The organism is Ornithinimicrobium sp. F0845 (assembly GCF_023015765.1).
GTDB lineage: Bacteria > Actinomycetota > Actinomycetes > Actinomycetales > Dermatophilaceae > Ornithinicoccus.
In genome coordinates this window covers 297,257-311,144 of sequence record NZ_JALKAL010000007.1, presented here as the reverse complement: position 1 = coordinate 311,144, position 13,888 = coordinate 297,257, and the positions used below count along the sequence as shown (strand labels likewise).

At 71.1% G+C, this 13,888-nt stretch carries 15 protein-coding genes; 8 read left to right on the top strand and 7 right to left on the bottom strand.

The features are described 5' to 3' along the window. Positions 1 to 394: HNH endonuclease signature motif containing protein (locus MWU75_RS12675; protein ID WP_247091212.1), on the top strand; the 394-nt coding region annotated here is incomplete at its 5' end. 96 nt (positions 395 to 490) lie between these two features. Here MWU75_RS12675 and MWU75_RS12670 read toward each other — a convergent pair. Beyond that, positions 491 to 1,117 (bottom strand): histidine phosphatase family protein, encoded by a 627-nt coding sequence (locus tag MWU75_RS12670; protein ID WP_247091210.1) that lies wholly within the window; start codon positions 1,115 to 1,117, stop codon positions 491 to 493. Positions 1,118 to 1,262: 145 nt separating this feature from the next. On the opposite strand from MWU75_RS12670, the gene MWU75_RS12665 reads away from it, so the two are divergent. From MWU75_RS12665 to MWU75_RS12650, 4 genes are all read left to right on the top strand, one after another. Next, positions 1,263 to 2,261 (top strand): MsnO8 family LLM class oxidoreductase, encoded by a 999-nt coding sequence (locus MWU75_RS12665; RefSeq protein ID WP_247091208.1) that lies wholly within the window; start codon positions 1,263 to 1,265, stop codon positions 2,259 to 2,261. A gap of 69 nt (positions 2,262 to 2,330) precedes the next feature. Continuing rightward, entirely contained in the window at positions 2,331 to 3,263 is a 933-nt protein-coding gene (locus MWU75_RS12660) for a hypothetical protein (protein WP_247091206.1), read from the top strand. A 108-nt stretch (positions 3,264 to 3,371) separates the two neighbouring features. Continuing rightward, a complete protein-coding gene (locus MWU75_RS12655) occupies positions 3,372 to 3,599 on the top strand; it encodes a hypothetical protein (protein WP_247091204.1) in 228 nt (75 codons plus the stop codon). 53 nt (positions 3,600 to 3,652) lie between these two features. Continuing rightward, positions 3,653 to 4,480, top strand: a complete 828-nt coding sequence (locus tag MWU75_RS12650) for a PhzF family phenazine biosynthesis protein (RefSeq protein WP_247091202.1) — start codon at positions 3,653 to 3,655, stop codon at positions 4,478 to 4,480. Positions 4,481 to 4,523: 43 nt separating this feature from the next. Here MWU75_RS12650 and MWU75_RS12645 read toward each other — a convergent pair whose 3' ends face one another. Then, positions 4,524 to 4,688 carry a hypothetical protein gene (locus MWU75_RS12645; protein ID WP_247091200.1) on the bottom strand — a complete coding sequence of 55 codons (165 nt, stop codon included), beginning with the start codon at positions 4,686 to 4,688 and terminating at the stop codon, positions 4,524 to 4,526. Positions 4,689 to 4,738: 50 nt separating this feature from the next. Next, a complete protein-coding gene (locus MWU75_RS12640; RefSeq protein ID WP_247091198.1) occupies positions 4,739 to 5,716 on the bottom strand; it encodes a hypothetical protein in 978 nt (325 codons plus the stop codon). A gap of 252 nt (positions 5,717 to 5,968) precedes the next feature. Here MWU75_RS12640 and MWU75_RS12635 point away from each other — a divergent pair, with 252 nt between their 5' ends. Then, complete coding sequence (locus tag MWU75_RS12635) at positions 5,969 to 6,403, top strand: metalloregulator ArsR/SmtB family transcription factor (RefSeq protein ID WP_247091196.1); 435 nt, start codon at positions 5,969 to 5,971, stop codon at positions 6,401 to 6,403. Between the two features lie 20 nt (positions 6,404 to 6,423). Further along, positions 6,424 to 8,088, top strand: coding sequence for a SulP family inorganic anion transporter (locus tag MWU75_RS12630; RefSeq protein WP_247091187.1), 1,665 nt, complete (start codon positions 6,424 to 6,426; stop codon positions 8,086 to 8,088). Positions 8,089 to 8,094: 6 nt separating this feature from the next. Here MWU75_RS12630 and MWU75_RS12625 read toward each other — a convergent pair whose 3' ends face one another. From MWU75_RS12625 to MWU75_RS12610, 4 genes are all read right to left on the bottom strand, one after another. Beyond that, positions 8,095 to 8,865, bottom strand: coding sequence for a thioesterase family protein (locus MWU75_RS12625; protein WP_247091185.1), 771 nt, complete (start codon positions 8,863 to 8,865; stop codon positions 8,095 to 8,097). A gap of 120 nt (positions 8,866 to 8,985) precedes the next feature. Further along, a complete protein-coding gene (locus MWU75_RS12620; RefSeq protein WP_247091183.1) occupies positions 8,986 to 9,876 on the bottom strand; it encodes a GNAT family N-acetyltransferase in 891 nt (296 codons plus the stop codon). A gap of 119 nt (positions 9,877 to 9,995) precedes the next feature. Next, positions 9,996 to 11,207 carry an ATP-grasp domain-containing protein gene (locus tag MWU75_RS12615; protein WP_247091181.1) on the bottom strand — a complete coding sequence of 404 codons (1,212 nt, stop codon included), beginning with the start codon at positions 11,205 to 11,207 and terminating at the stop codon, positions 9,996 to 9,998. Between the two features lie 51 nt (positions 11,208 to 11,258). Next, entirely contained in the window at positions 11,259 to 12,488 is a 1,230-nt protein-coding gene (locus MWU75_RS12610; RefSeq protein WP_247091179.1) for a hypothetical protein, read from the bottom strand. Between the two features lie 35 nt (positions 12,489 to 12,523). On the opposite strand from MWU75_RS12610, the gene MWU75_RS12605 reads away from it, so the two are divergent. Further along, positions 12,524 to 13,870 (top strand): acyltransferase, encoded by a 1,347-nt coding sequence (locus MWU75_RS12605; protein ID WP_247091177.1) that lies wholly within the window; start codon positions 12,524 to 12,526, stop codon positions 13,868 to 13,870. Positions 13,871 to 13,888 lie beyond the last annotated feature (18 nt).

Genomic DNA, 13,888 nt, shown 5'->3' with positions numbered 1-13,888 from the left:
TGGGCGGACCGGCACCGGGCAGCACCTGTCGGCCGGGACCATCCGCCGGCTGGCCTGCGACGCGCAGATCATCCCGATCGTCCTCGGCGGGCCCTCCGAGGCCCTGGACGTGGGCGCCACGCGGCGGTTGTTCACCCCCGCGCAACGCAAGGCCGTCCTGCTACGAGACAAGGGATGCTCCTTCCCCGGCTGCTCCGCCCCCGCGGGATGGACCGACCTCCACCACGTCATCCACTGGATCTTCGGCGGCGCGACCGACCTGTCCAACGCCGCCGCACTCTGCCGGAGACACCACGTCATCGTCCACCGCTACGGCTACACCGCCACCGTCACCCCCACCGAGGTGATCTGGCATGCACCCACCGACCCCACCACACCACTGGTCGACACCTAACCACCACGCCCCCGACCCCGCCACCACCACACGGCAGCGGGGTCACAGGCACGTGCGGGTCTATGGCTCCTGACCGCTCTCGGCCGGGTGGGGCGTTCAGCGCAGGTGGTCGACAGAGTTCAGCATCACGACCTGCCGGTTGTGGAAGAAGTCGTCCTCACGCAGGTGGGTGATGCCACCGCTGGTGGAGCGGAACGCCGCATACCCCGCCGCGTCAAGAGGCATCCGGATCCACGCGGCGATGACGAAGGTGAGCGCACCGCCGTGCGTGACGACGACCTGGTGCTCGCACTCCCGGGCAGTGATCTCCTCCATCGCCCGGTAGATCCGGGTCGCGAGCTCGAGCTTGGTCTCGCCGCCCGGGATCCCCTCGTCATGACTCATCCGCTCGCCGAGAGCAGGAGGGGGCACGAATCGCTCGTCCAGCCAGGCCTGCGGGCGCCCGCCCGCCTCGCCGTAGGACTTCTCCCGCAGGTCCGGCAGCAGCACCGGCTCGACGCCGAGCACCCGGCTGATGGCCTCGGCCGTCTGGGCCGTGCGCCGCAGGTCCGAGCTGAACAGCTCTGTCCGTGCATCCGTGGGGACCAGTTCCCGGACGGCCTCAGCGATGGCCCCGGCGTGCTGCCGGCCGCGCTTGGTGAGCTCGGAGTCGTACCATCCACCGACCACGCCCTCGACGTGGTGCGTGGCCTCGGGGTGGGTGACGACGTAGATGTTCCTCATGACCGGGCCAGTATGCCGAGCGCGCCGGGGCGATCTCACACGGCGGTCCCTGTCTGGCCGGGACCGACCCGGCCGAGCCCATCCCACGCGGCGGCTCCTGCCTGGCAGGGCTCGACCGTGTCGGGCAGCGTACGGTCGAAGCACCATGACTGTGCCGCCGGAGACCTCGATCGTCGGACCTGGTGTGCCCATCTCCGTGCTCGACCGGTCCCGGACGCGTCGCGGCGAGCCCGACGGCGCCGCGCTGCGCACCACCGTCGACCGGGCGGTGCGCGCCGAGGAGCTGGGGTTCCACCGCTTCTGGGTCGCCGAGCACCACGCCGTCCCGGGGATCGCCAGCGGCAGCCCGCCGGTGCTGATGGCAGCGATCGCCGCCAGCACGACCCGGATCCGCGTGGGCTCAGGCGGCGTCATGCTGCCCAACCACCGCCCCCTGATCGTGGCCGAGCAGGCCAGGATGCTTGAGGCTCTCCACCCGGGCCGGATCGACCTGGGCGTCGGACGCTCGCTGGGTTTCACCGCTCCCGTTCGCGAGGCCCTGGGTGTCCTGGGCTACACCCCGGAGGACTTCGCCCGGGACGTGGAGGCGCTCGAGGCGCTCCTCGGCGACACCGGACCGGTGACCGCGATGCCGCGCGGGGTCCCCTCACCGCCCCTCTTCGTGCTGGCGACCGGGTCCGGCCTCAAGGTCGCTGCAGAGCGTGGCCTGCCCGTCGTGGTCGGTGGTCCGGTGCTGCACGGTGACCTGGCCCCACTGGCCGAATACCGCCGCGGCTTCCGGCCGACCGACCGCTGTCCGGAGCCGCACGTCATCGTCAGCGTGGACGTCATGATCGCCAGCACCACCGAGCGCGCCCGCGAGCTGATGCTGCCGGAGGCCTGGGCGATGGTCGAGTCCCGGTCCACGGGCGTGTTCCCTCCGCTGTCGGACCGCGAGCCCGTGGGGCTCACCGCACGCCAGCAGGCCATGGTGGACGAGCACGTCGACCGGACGGTCCACGGCACGGCCGGGGAGGTGGCCGACCAGTTGGCTGACCTGGTGTCCCGCACGGGTGCCCGCGAGATCATCGCCTTCAGCTCGACATACGACCACCTGGCGCAGGCTGAGTCGGACACCGCGCTGGCCATGCTGCAGCACGGGTGAACCCGCACCCGACCAGCCGACCCTGATGTCGGCCCAGGACCTCACCTCAACACGCCTACGATGACGCCCATGCGGCTCAAGCCCGGGCGCCCCGCCCTCTCGGCGTATGCCGACCGGTTCGACGCCCCTGTCGCCACCGGTGAGCTGGGCGTGACCTTTGCAGGGGTCTCCACCCTGCTCTTCGACGACGGTGAGACGGCCGTGCTGACCGACGGCTTCTTCTCCCGACCGTCGCTGGCGAGGGTGCTGATGCGCCGCGTCGACAGCGACCAGTCGCGGGTCAGTATGGCGTTGGGCCGGCTCGGTCTCGGCCCCACCGGTGGTCGACGGCTGGCCGCGGTGCTGCCGGTCCACACGCACTACGACCACGCCATGGACTCAGCGGTGGTGGCGCAGCGCACGGGCGCCGTGCTGGTCGGCGGCGAGTCGTCGGTCAATATCGGCCGCGGGGCTGGGCTAGCCGGTGCACAGATCGCGTTGGTGACCCCCGGAGAGTCGCAGACGCACGGGACCTTCACCGTCACCCACGTCGAGTCGGACCACTGCCCGCCCGACCGCTTCCCTGGCCCCATCGATGAGCCCGTGGTGCCGCCGGCCAAGGTTGCGGCCTACCGCTGCGGGGAGGCGTGGTCGATCCTGGTCGAGCACTCGAGCGGCCGATCCGCGCTGGTCCAGGGCAGTGCCGGCTTCGTGGCGGGCGCGCTCGTCGGCCGACAGGCGGAGGTCGCGTACCTCGGGATCGGTCAACTCGGGTTGATGGAGGAGGGCTACATCCGGCAGTACTGGGCGGAGACGGTCGAGACCGTCGGTGCGCGTCGGGTGGTGCTGACGCACTGGGACGACTTCTTCCGTGGCCTCGACAAGCCCCTGCGCGCGCTGCCCTACGCGGGCGACGACCTGGACGTCACGATGCGCATCCTCACCGAGCTGGCCACCGAGCAAGGCGTCGGGCTGCACCTGCCCACGCTGTGGCGACGCGAGGACCCCTGGACAGGTTTCTGACGGTCATCTCGTCGGGGTCGCTCAGCAGTTGCGCGTCGCGCCGGATGGGCCGACAGTGAGGTGTGCCTTCTAGCCACAAGGGGGCTCGGATCACACTGAAGTGAGTCCATGATGGATCTGTCGACGTTGACCATCCGCGAGATCTTCGCCCAGCTCACCATCATCGAGGACGCCCTCCAGGGACGCACAGAGCAGAGGCCGAGCGCGTCCCGCCGGCGACTTCTGGAGCAGCAACAGGACCGGCTCTGCCAGGAGCTGCGCTCACGCGTCCCCGAGGACCTCCGGTCGACCGAGCCACCCAGGAAGTCCCCGCCGGTGCCCCCCGTTCCTGCGTAGCCAGGCCGGCGCCCGCCGTTCCCGTGTTTCCAGATCGGCGACAGACTGGGGTTATGCGCTTCTCCCAGCTCGATGTCTTTGCCCAGCACCCCTTCCGCGGCAACCCGCTCGCTGTCGTGCACGACGCCGAGGGGCTCGCGGACGAGGAGCTCGCCCGGTTCGCGAACTGGACCAATCTCTCCGAGACCACGTTCCTGCTGCCGCCGACCGTCCCCGAGGCGGACTATCGGGTGCGGATCTTCACGGTGAGCGAGGAGCTCCCGTTCGCCGGACACCCGACGCTGGGCAGCGCGCGCGCCTGGCTGCTTGCCGGTGGTGCGCCTCGCACCGAGGGCGAGGTCGTCCAGCAGTGCGGGGCAGGTCTCGTGCGGGTCCGGTATGACGGCGCGCGGCTCGCCTTCGCCGCACCGGCCTTCCTTCGCTCGGGTGAGGTGTCGGAGGCCGACCTCGAGCGGATCGTGGACGCCCTGCGGATCCGCCCCGACCAGGTCCGGCACGCCCAGTGGATCGACAACGGCCCTGGGTGGGTCGGGATCGTGCTCGGCTCCGCAGAGGAGGCGCTCGCCCTGGAGCCCGACTTCGCAGCGTTCGGCGGCCTCGACATCGGAGTCATCGGGCCACATGGTCCGGGTGGGCCGGCGGACTACGAGGTGCGGGCGTTCGTGCCCGGGCTGGGCGTCAACGAGGACCCGGTGACCGGCAGCCTGAATGCCGGTTTCGGGGTGTGGATGATTGGTGCGGGCCTGGCGCCGGCGTCGTTCACCGTGCGGCAGGGCACGGCGCTGGGCCGGGCCGGGGACGTCGAGCTGCACGCGGAGGACGGGGAGGTCTGGGTCGGCGGCGAGGCGCACCTGCGCGTCAGTGGCGAGGTGATCTTCTAGGTCGGGACGGCTCGCCTACGTTGGCAGTATGACGCGAGAACGGTCAGTGCTCCTCGAGCACCTCCAGACAGAACGTTGGTGGCCGCCACACGAGGTCTTCCCCTTCCCGCCGTTCCAGGACATTCGTGAGTGTCTGGTCAGGCTCCTGCTCGAGGCCGGCACCCATGCTGGCCACCTTGACCTCGCTCGGGAAGGCATTGACGGTCACCAGCACCTGGTCCGTGCCGCCGGTCCGCCGAACCGCGGGCTGCAGGATCGTCAGTCATCCAGGGTCGGAAGAGCGTGGAGCTTGGCCGTTGACGTCGCCTCAGGCTGGACGTCCCAGGACTCCCAGGGCCCCAGGTCATCGGTGAACGGTGTCCTCCAGGCCAGATGCCCCAGGGCCAGGATGATGAACTGGTCGAGCGCCATACCGTACTTCTCCGCTCGCCCGTTGAGCTCCATGTACAGAGCCTCCGGCATGCCCTCGACGCCGAAGCTGACGCAGTCACCTGCCTCCCACGCGCGCAGATTACGGAAGTGATTGAGCCGGTCGTCCTCGCGGAGCGCGTCATAGAGCAGCTCGTTGAGCGGCGTCCCCGGCTCGCCGAGGAGGTCAGGTTGCTGGAGGAGCGCGTACCCCACCGCCCGGTTCAGGGCTGCCGGCCGGTTGGCCAGCTCGTCCCCCGTCCACCAGGCCTCGTTGCGGTATTGGCTCGTCAGCGCCAGGCGCACCTGGTGATCTCGTTGTGGGCTCGTGACCGCGTCGACGACATCGACCGAGATCCGGCCGTCTCTGACCCGGATCCCCAGCAGCTGATGGGGCCGGGCCTGGGGAAGCCATCCCGGCGGGCCGACCAGTGCCTGATGGCCGAACTCGGCTGCGGTGACGCCTCCTCCCGAGGCGAGCCGCAGTGGCTCCACGCTGGCCCAGGCAGTCAGGGGCATCAGGGCCAGGCCGGTCCACAGGTCCACCCGACCTGCTGTCTCCTCCGAGACCCGGTGGGTGAGGACCTGTCCCTCCAACAGGTCGAGGAGCCGGACGACCGCACCGTCCGGGCGGCCGACCAGAAGGGTGCACTCGTGCACGGCGGTGATCACGGACTCCTCGTCGATCGTGGCGTCACGCAGCCTGGCGCGGGCTCGAGCAGCCAGCCAGCCGACGTCGCGTGGCCCGTTTCGCAGCAGGCCCAGGAGGGCTTCGGTGAGCGGGATGTCCGGCTCGCCGAACGACGTTGGCATCGTGGTCTTCCCCATGGGGACCACCATGCCTCGACGCCTCGGTCGAGTGCAGGAGTTATCCACAGAGACTGCGAGCCGTCGTTCGTGGTTAGTCAAGGCGACGAGCTGGCCGAGCTCTCCCCGGAGGTGGCTCTCACCTATTCCTTCCGTTCCGCAGCGCTGTCCGCGTCTCAGGGCTCCCGCCCCGCATCATCGGGCGAACGAACAATTGCGAATATGCTAAACTGTTCAATTGTTGTTCCGAACCTCTTCGTCGTCAGGATCTCCGTGCCCCACGCCTTTCCCGACGCGCCCCTCTACGAGATCAAGGCCAACCTGTTCAAGGCGCTGGCCCATCCGGTGCGGGTGCGCATCCTCGAGCTGCTCGTCGTCGCCGACGGTCCCTGCCCTGTCAGCGACCTCCTCAGCGCTCTGGACATTGAGGCGTCCCTGCTCTCCCAGCACCTCAGCGTGCTGCGCCGGCACCATGTCGTCACCTCCCACCGGGTCGGCAAGACCATGACCTACGAGCTCGCCCACCCGCAGGTGGCTGACCTGCTCGCGGTGGCGCGGTCGTTCCTGGTCGACCGGTTGACCGCGCAGCAGGGTCAGTTGGCGATGGCGATCCAGATGGACACCGCACAGCTGGACGCCGCCCAGGTGGGCGCCGCGCAGGTGGGCGCCGCCCACGGGGGAACCGCGGACAGGGGAGCCGCGCAGTGAACCTGGCTACGCTGCGGGGGTTGCTGCCCTCCGCGAGTGACTACGCCGACGTCCCTCGGCACTGGCGATCGGACGTGGCGGCGGGGGCGACCGTAGGGATCGTGGCCCTCCCGCTGGCCCTTGCCTTCGGGATCAGCTCCGGCGCCGGTGCCGCGGCGGGGCTCGTCACGGCGGTCATCGCGGGGCTGGTCGCGGCGGTGTTCGGCGGCTCCAACGTCCAGGTCTCCGGTCCGACGGGCGCCATGGCCGTGGTTCTCGTGCCGATCGTGGGCGACCACGGTGTCGCCGCGCTGGCGATCGTCGGCATCATTGCCGGGGTGCTCCTGATGGTGGCGGGTGCCTTGAGGCTCGGGCAGCTCATCGGACTGGTGCCGTGGCCCGTCATCGCCGGCTTCACGGCCGGCATCGGGATGATCATCTTCCTCCAGCAGGTGCCCTTGGTGCTGGGCTCGGCCGACGAGGTGGGCACCCGGCCCGTCGTGGCGGCCTTCCACGCCGTCCAGCACGCCGACTGGGGTGCTGCGGCATGGGCGCTGGCCGCCGTCGCGTTCGTCATCCTGCTGATGCTCGTGGTCCCGCTGTGGAACGACCGGTTCCCGGTGTCCCTGCTCGCGATCGTGCTGGTCACCGTGATCGCCGAACTGCTCAACCTGCCGCTGGCGCGCATCGGGGAGATCCCCTCGTCGCTGCCCGTCCCGACGCTGCCGACGATCGACCCCGCCGTGCTGCAGACGCTGCTCACCGCGGCGCTCGCCGTCGCCGCACTGTCGGCGATCGAGTCCCTGCTCTCTGCGCGGGTCGCGGTCGACCTGTCCGGCGACGCGCGCTACAACCCCGACCGCGAGCTCGTGGGCCAGGGCATGGCGTGCATGGCTTCGGGTGCCTTCGGCGGCATCCCGGCCACGGGCGCGATCGCGCGGACCGCGGTCAACGTGCGGGCGGGCGGTCGGACCAGGCTGTCGGTCATCACCCACTCCCTCGTCCTGCTCGGCGTCATCTATCTGGCCTCCGGTCCCGTCTCGCGGATCCCGATGGCCGCGCTGGCTGCCGTGCTCATGCTGACCGCGGTGCGGATGGTCCCGTTCCGCGAGGCGCGGACGATCCTGCGCTCCACCCGCTCCGACGCGGCGGTGCTGCTGCTCACGATGGTGATCACGGTGATGGTGGACCTCATCGAGGCGGTCCAGTTCGGGATCGCGGTCGCGGCGGTGTTCGCGCTGCGCGCGGTGGCCCGGACCAGCGGGGTGCGCATTGAGCCGATCGACAGCGCCCCGGACCCGGCCGACGCACGAATCTCGGTCTACCGCCTGACCGGATCGATGTTCTTCGGTGCGGCGGAGCGGGTGCGCAGCGACGTCAGCGCGGAGGGCGACGTCGAGGTCGTCATCCTGGCCTTCTCCCAGCTCCGCACGCTGGACGCCACCGGAGCCAACACCTTGGCCGAAATCGTGCGGGCGCTCGAGAAGCAGGGCGTCACGGTGCTGATCAAGGGCGTGCCGAGCCGGCACATGGCCCTGATGCGCTCGGTCGGCGTCATCGACGCGCTACGGGATCGGCGCCACCTGTTCGACGAGTTCCCGCCCGCGCTGGAGCACGCCCGCAGCCACGTCCGGCGCAGCGCCGAGAGCCGTGCCAGCGAGAGCCGCGCCGCCGGGAGCACCGCCTCGGTGATCTCCGCCGGCTGAGCTGCCTCAGGAGGGCCGGACCGTAAGCACCTGCGACATCGTGCCCACCGGCCCGGTCACGTCGTGCAGCACGGTGGAGGTCAGCCCGACACCGGTCGCGCCGAAGCTGACCGAGGTGTCGAAGCCGAGCCACTCACCCTCCGGCTGGGCGAAGAAGTGGGCCGTGAGGTCGATGTTCGGGAACAGCACCTCCCGCGGACTGGCGCGCACCGTCATCCCGTTGGCGATGTCGAGCAGCCGGGCTGCGTGCGCGAGCCGGCTGACCGGCTCGCCCGCCACGAGCTCGCGATCTGACCGGACCCAGAAGGCGGCTCGGCCGGGCTCCACCTGCGCGCGGCGCACCTGTGCCGAGGCGATGAACCCGCCCGGCCACTCGGAGCTCGGGTCCCACGCGGGCATGTCGTCCGGTCCCGGGATCCTGGGCAGGGGCGTCGCGGCCAGCGCGTGGGTGTCACCCGGCTGCATCAGCCACGCGCGCAGCACGACCCCGTCGCGACCGGCGTGACTCAACCGGGCCTCCACGAGCTCGATGGTGCGGCCCGGCCGGAGCACGGTGACCGTCGAGTCCATCTCGTCGACCGGGATGGTGCCCAGGATGTCGTAGGACAGCCGCCCCACCACCAGCCCGTCGTCACGGCGGGCGTCCCGGTCGGCCTCCACCACGTGCACCATGAGGCCGAGAGCGGGTGCGATGTGCTGCGTCGCCTCGTCCCAGGCGCCGCTGACGTGCTCGGTAGCCCGGAAGGCGGTGGGGCTGAGCCGCTCGAAGTACGCCATCGGCAGGTGCTCCTTCACATCAGGGGTCTGCCTGGCAGTATGCCGTGGGCCGGGTCAGCGACGGGCGCGAGGGTCGGGTGCTCCTCAGGTCCTCTCACGCTGATCCGCCGCCCGTCCGCCTCACTCCCCGTCTGCAGGCCGGTCCCGGCGGCGGTCCAGACGTTGCGCGATCTCCTGGTAGCCGCCGGAGCGGTAGGTGGCGACGCCGCCGACGTTCGAGGACTGGGTGCCGACGACGGCGGCCGCGGCGCCCATCTCCTGCAGGGCAGCGGCAGCAGCGACGGTGATGGCGCGCCCGTGGCCGTGCCCGCGGTGCTCGGGGTGGGCTCCCATCGGCTCGATGAGACCACACCTGCCAGGACCTGCCGACCACACGATGACGGCGGCGACCTCGTTGCCCCGTTCGTCGAGACCGAGCAGGCACCGGGCGTCGGCGAAGGCCGGCCCGCTCGCCAGGCCGTGCCAGCGCTCGGTGATCTGCTCGTGGCTCAGCTGAGTGCCGAACGCCGCTTTGTGCACGGCGGTCCACGCAGACGCGCGCTGCGGCCTGACCACCTCGACCCGCAGTCCGGCATCCTCCACGGGAGTGGAGAGGTCACGCCGCAGCAGCGTCCACGGCTCATCGGCCGGCCACCCGGCCCGGCCCAGGGCGTCCTGGACGAGCGCGCCGACCGGCGACTCGACATACACGGTGCCCTCGGGCAGGACACCGCGGTCCGGCTGGCTGACGTCGGCGACCACCTGCCCAGCCAGTGCCTCGTCCTGCTGCAGGTCGGGGGCGATGGCGAGGCGCAGCAGGTCGGCCCCATCCAGCAGCCCGACGGCAACGGTCCGCCCGTCCCGGGTCCAGGTCCTGATCGCGGCGGCCGTGGTCTCCGCGCCGGTCCGCCAGAACCACCCCACGTCCCCGGGGTGCAGCTGGAACGGTGCGTCCGGGTGCTGCCACTCGCGCAGCACCTCCAGGACGCGGTCCAGGTCATCGACAGCGGGCGTCTCCAGGGCGAAGGTCACGGCCCGATGGCATCACGACTTCTTGCTCTGCGCACCTCGTTTTGCCGCGAGCAGCCTCCGAACTGGCGCGGTCGTGCACCGCGGGAGGCTCATCCCCTCGGTCACCTCACCTCGGCCCCTCACCCGGCGAACAGTTGCAGCTCGCGCCCGAAGCGGTCGCCGATGCGCAGCGTCTCCTCCAGGTCGGGATGGCGATAGATGATCATCCCGTCGGAGAGCAGGGTCGCCCGCCAGTCCCGGCGCATCGACCCGACCGGCAGCAGGTCCACGACGCAGACGTGCTCGCCGAGATCGTGCAGGAGCCGTTCCAGACCCTCGACGCGGGTGATCCGGCCCCTGCCCTGAGCCCGCTTGAACATGCTGGCCGCATTGAACCTGTGGGTCACGGGCGGCGCGGTGCCGGTGGTGATCGCCTGCGCCCAGGTGCGGAAGAGGTCGTCGTCGGTCGCGTAGTTCATGACGTCAACGGTGCGGGCGCCCGGCGGCCGGGCCCCGATCTCGCCGAAGACGGCCTCGCCGTCGGAGGTGAGATACCACTCCATGTGGGTGAAGCCCTCGGTGAACCCCAGCGCCTCCAGGACGGCGCGCCCCATCGCGAGGCCGCCGGCCAGCCGCGGCTCCTCCTTGTCGCGCAACGAGAGCGTGACGGGGCTGATCCACTCGTGACTGCGCTGCTCGAGGGGGCGGGGGAGATACCAGCCGATGTTCTCGAAGAGCACGGTGCCGCCACCGCAGACCGTGTCGTAGGTGAACTCCTGACCGTCGATGAACTCCTCGACGCTGAGCAGCGGCACATGCCGGATCATCGTCTGCACCTCGGCCAGCTGCTCGGCGGTGTCGACGCGGTAGGTGTCGGCCGACCCGGCGCCGGCAATCGGCTTCACGATCAGCGGGAAGCCGATCCGCTCGGCCGCCTCCCACACCTCTGCGCCGGGCCGGGCCGACGCGTGCCGCGGGGTCCGGATCCCGGCGGCGTCGAGCACTTGCTTCATCGCCTCCTTGTCGCGGAACCAGGTGGCCTGCTCCACGCTCATGCCGGGCAGCCCCAGGTGCTCCCGGATGCGGGCGGCGAGCACGACATACGGCTCCCAGAGGCACTCCACCCGGTCGATCTCCACGTGCCGGGAGAGCCCCCGCAGCGCGGCGAGCACGGCGGTCTCGTCCTGCAGCGACACGTGCTCGTAGTGCGCCAGGTGCCGCTGTGCCTCGGTCGGGAGCTGGGAGACCGGCTGGTCGCCGACGCCGATCACCCGGGCGCCGGTCTGCGCGAGCGCGCGGGTGAAGTAGGCCTGCTCGAACGGGAAACCCGGCGACAGCATGACGATGTTCACGGGCAGCTCCTCTCGTGAGTCCTCTGCAGAGTTGTCTACTGGGGTGGTCCTCTACCGGGTCCCGACGAGCTCGACGCGGATCCCGGTGACGATGCGGTCCAGGGCCTCCTGCACCACGTGGGTGTCCCAGTGACGGACGGTGATGAACCCTTCTCCCTCGTATGACGTGGAGGCGGGTTGGCCCTGCGCCGGCAGTCGGGCGGCGACCACCAGGTCGCCGAGCTCCCGCTGGATCTCCTCGACCCCGTGGACGGCGCGGACCCGGCCGCGTCCCATCCCGCGCAGGTAGGCGGTGCCGCAGGCGTAGACCCGCTCCGGTCGGTCGAACTCGCCCAGGAGGACCAGGCGTGCCCAGAGCGTGAAGAAGTCCACATCGTGGCTGAAGCCGATCATGCCGGCCAGCTGCGCCCCGGGGGGCCGCGCCCCGACCTCGGAGATCGCGACCGACCCGTCGGGCCGGGCGAACCACTCCAGGTGGGAGAACGCCGCGTCGACCCCGAGCGCGGCGAGGGCGGCGGGACCGACCCGGTGGATCTCGGCATACTGCGGCCCACTGATGTCCTGCGGCAGCAGCACGGTCCACTGCATCCACGGGTTGCGCAGCACCTCCAGCGGCGGCGGGGCGTAGTCGGAGATCGAGGACCACAGGGTCTGGCCGCCCAGCGTCACCGAGTCGAAGGTGTGCTCCTGCCCGGTGAGGAACTCCTCGAGCAGCCACACCTCCGACGGGTCGCGCCGGGCCATCGCGAGCCAGGAGTCGAAGTCCGCCTCGGTGTCCAGCCGGAAGGTCGCCTTGGCCCCCGCGCCGTCCGGCGGCTTGGCGACGAGCGGGAAGCCGACCAGGTCGCGGAACGCCGTCGCCTCCTGCGTGCGGTGGACGAGCTGGTGGCGGGCGCACGGCAGACCGGCGGCCCGCAGCACCTGCTTCATGCGGGACTTCTCCCGCACGTTGCGGGAGGCGTCGACGCCCATCCCGGGGATGCCGAGGGCCTCGCGGGCCTGGGCGAGCGGCACCTGCAGCTGCTCGAGGATGCCGACCAGCCGCTCGATCGGTCCGAGCTGGTGCTCCAGGCCACGGACCGCGTCGACCAGCTGCTGCGGGTCAAGACCGTCGGCCACCTGCCAGTGGCCGGCCAGTGCCTCGCGGAGCTCGGGGGACAGCTGGTCGCGCGGAGTGGTCGTGATGACTGCCAGCCGCACCCCGGGGACCCGCGCCGCTGCCAGGACGAAGTGGCTGGTGGCCTCGAGCAGGAACGGTGCGACGAAGGCAGCGTTGACCATGGCCGAACACTAGTGGCCGCTGACAGACTGTGCCTATGGAGAGTGGTCGGTCGGCGCACCCACGGGCGCGATCCACGGACCGCGACCGGTTCATCGACCTGGTCAGGGCCACCAGCATCGTGGTCGTGGTGCTGGGTCACTGGACGATGGCGGCACTGCAACGGACCGGCGACGGCGGCCTGCGGGTCGGCAACATCATGGAGGTCACCACCTGGCTGCACCCGCTGACCTGGCTCTTCCAGGTGATGCCGCTGTTCTTCTTCGCGGCCGGCTTCACCAATGCCCTCGCTCTGCGCCGTCCCGGCCGGGTGCGGGCCTTCCTGGTCGGCCGCGTCGAGCGGGTCACCCGCCCCAGCCTGGTCCTCATCGGCGTCTGGCTGGTGCTGTGCGTGGTGCTCATCGCGGTCGGGGTGGACGAGGGCCTGGTGGACGCGGCGGGTCAGAACGCGGCGATGATCCTGTGGTTCCTGGCCGTCTACCTGCTGCTCGCGCTCGTGGCGCCCGTGCAGGTGCAGGTCCACCGCCGGCACCCGTGGCTGTTGGTCACCGTGCTGCCGGTCCTGGTCCTCCTGCTGGACCGCACCCAGCACACCTCGTGGGCCGGGCTCGGGTTCCTGAACTACCTGCTCGTCTTCGGTTTCGCCCAGGAGGTCGGGATGCTGTATGCCGGGGGGCGGCTCACCCGGTGGCCCCGCTGGGTCTGGCCCGCTGGTGCGGCTGCAGCGGTGGGACTGCTGGTGCTGCTCACCTCGCTGGGGCCCTACCCCGTGAGCATGATCAGCCTGCCCGGGCAGGAGATGTCCAACATGCTGCCGCCTAGCGTGTGCGTGATCCTCGTCGGCGTCCTCCAGATCTCGCTGCTGTTGTGGGCCAGGCCGGCGCTGACCCGGTGGCTGGAGCGCGAGCGCTCGTGGCTGGCGGTCGTCGTGGTCAACCGGTCGGTGATGACGATCTTCCTGTGGCACCTCACCGCCTTCGTCATCGTCGCGGCCGTGCTCCTGGGGGTGGGGGTGCCGCTGCCCGAGCCGGGGACCGGCCTGTGGTGGGCCCACAAGCTCCTCTGGCTGGTCCTGGCGGCCACGGTCACGGCGGTGCTGGTGCGCCTGCTGAGCTTCCTCGAGTGGCTGCCCAGTCGGGCTGCCGTGCCAGCCACGCCCATGGCCGCGCCCGCCGCGCTGCTCGTGGCCGTCGGCATGACGATGGTGGCCTCGGCCGGCTTCGCCCACCCCTTCGAGCGCGGCGGTGTCTCCCTGGCGGGCCTGACCTTCGCCCCGGCACCGGGAGCGCTGCTGGTCCTGGTCGGCCTGCTGATCGTCTGGTGGGTGCCGGCGCGGCCCGGTCGCGGCGCGGACGAGGCGCAGGCGGTGGGCACGCACCGATGAGTTCTCCGACGCCGATGG

Coding starts and splice junctions, on each gene's coding strand:
- MWU75_RS12670 (WP_247091210.1), bottom strand. CDS start 1,117: ATGAGGAACATCTACGTCGTCACCCACCCCGAGGCCACGCACCACGTC.
- MWU75_RS12665 (WP_247091208.1), top strand. CDS start 1,263: ATGACTGTGCCGCCGGAGACCTCGATCGTCGGACCTGGTGTGCCCATC.
- MWU75_RS12660 (WP_247091206.1), top strand. CDS start 2,331: ATGCGGCTCAAGCCCGGGCGCCCCGCCCTCTCGGCGTATGCCGACCGG.
- MWU75_RS12655 (WP_247091204.1), top strand. CDS start 3,372: ATGATGGATCTGTCGACGTTGACCATCCGCGAGATCTTCGCCCAGCTC.
- MWU75_RS12650 (WP_247091202.1), top strand. CDS start 3,653: ATGCGCTTCTCCCAGCTCGATGTCTTTGCCCAGCACCCCTTCCGCGGC.
- MWU75_RS12640 (WP_247091198.1), bottom strand. CDS start 5,716: ATGGGGAAGACCACGATGCCAACGTCGTTCGGCGAGCCGGACATCCCG.
- MWU75_RS12625 (WP_247091185.1), bottom strand. CDS start 8,865: ATGGCGTACTTCGAGCGGCTCAGCCCCACCGCCTTCCGGGCTACCGAG.
- MWU75_RS12610 (WP_247091179.1), bottom strand. CDS start 12,488: ATGGTCAACGCTGCCTTCGTCGCACCGTTCCTGCTCGAGGCCACCAGC.
- MWU75_RS12605 (WP_247091177.1), top strand. CDS start 12,524: ATGGAGAGTGGTCGGTCGGCGCACCCACGGGCGCGATCCACGGACCGC.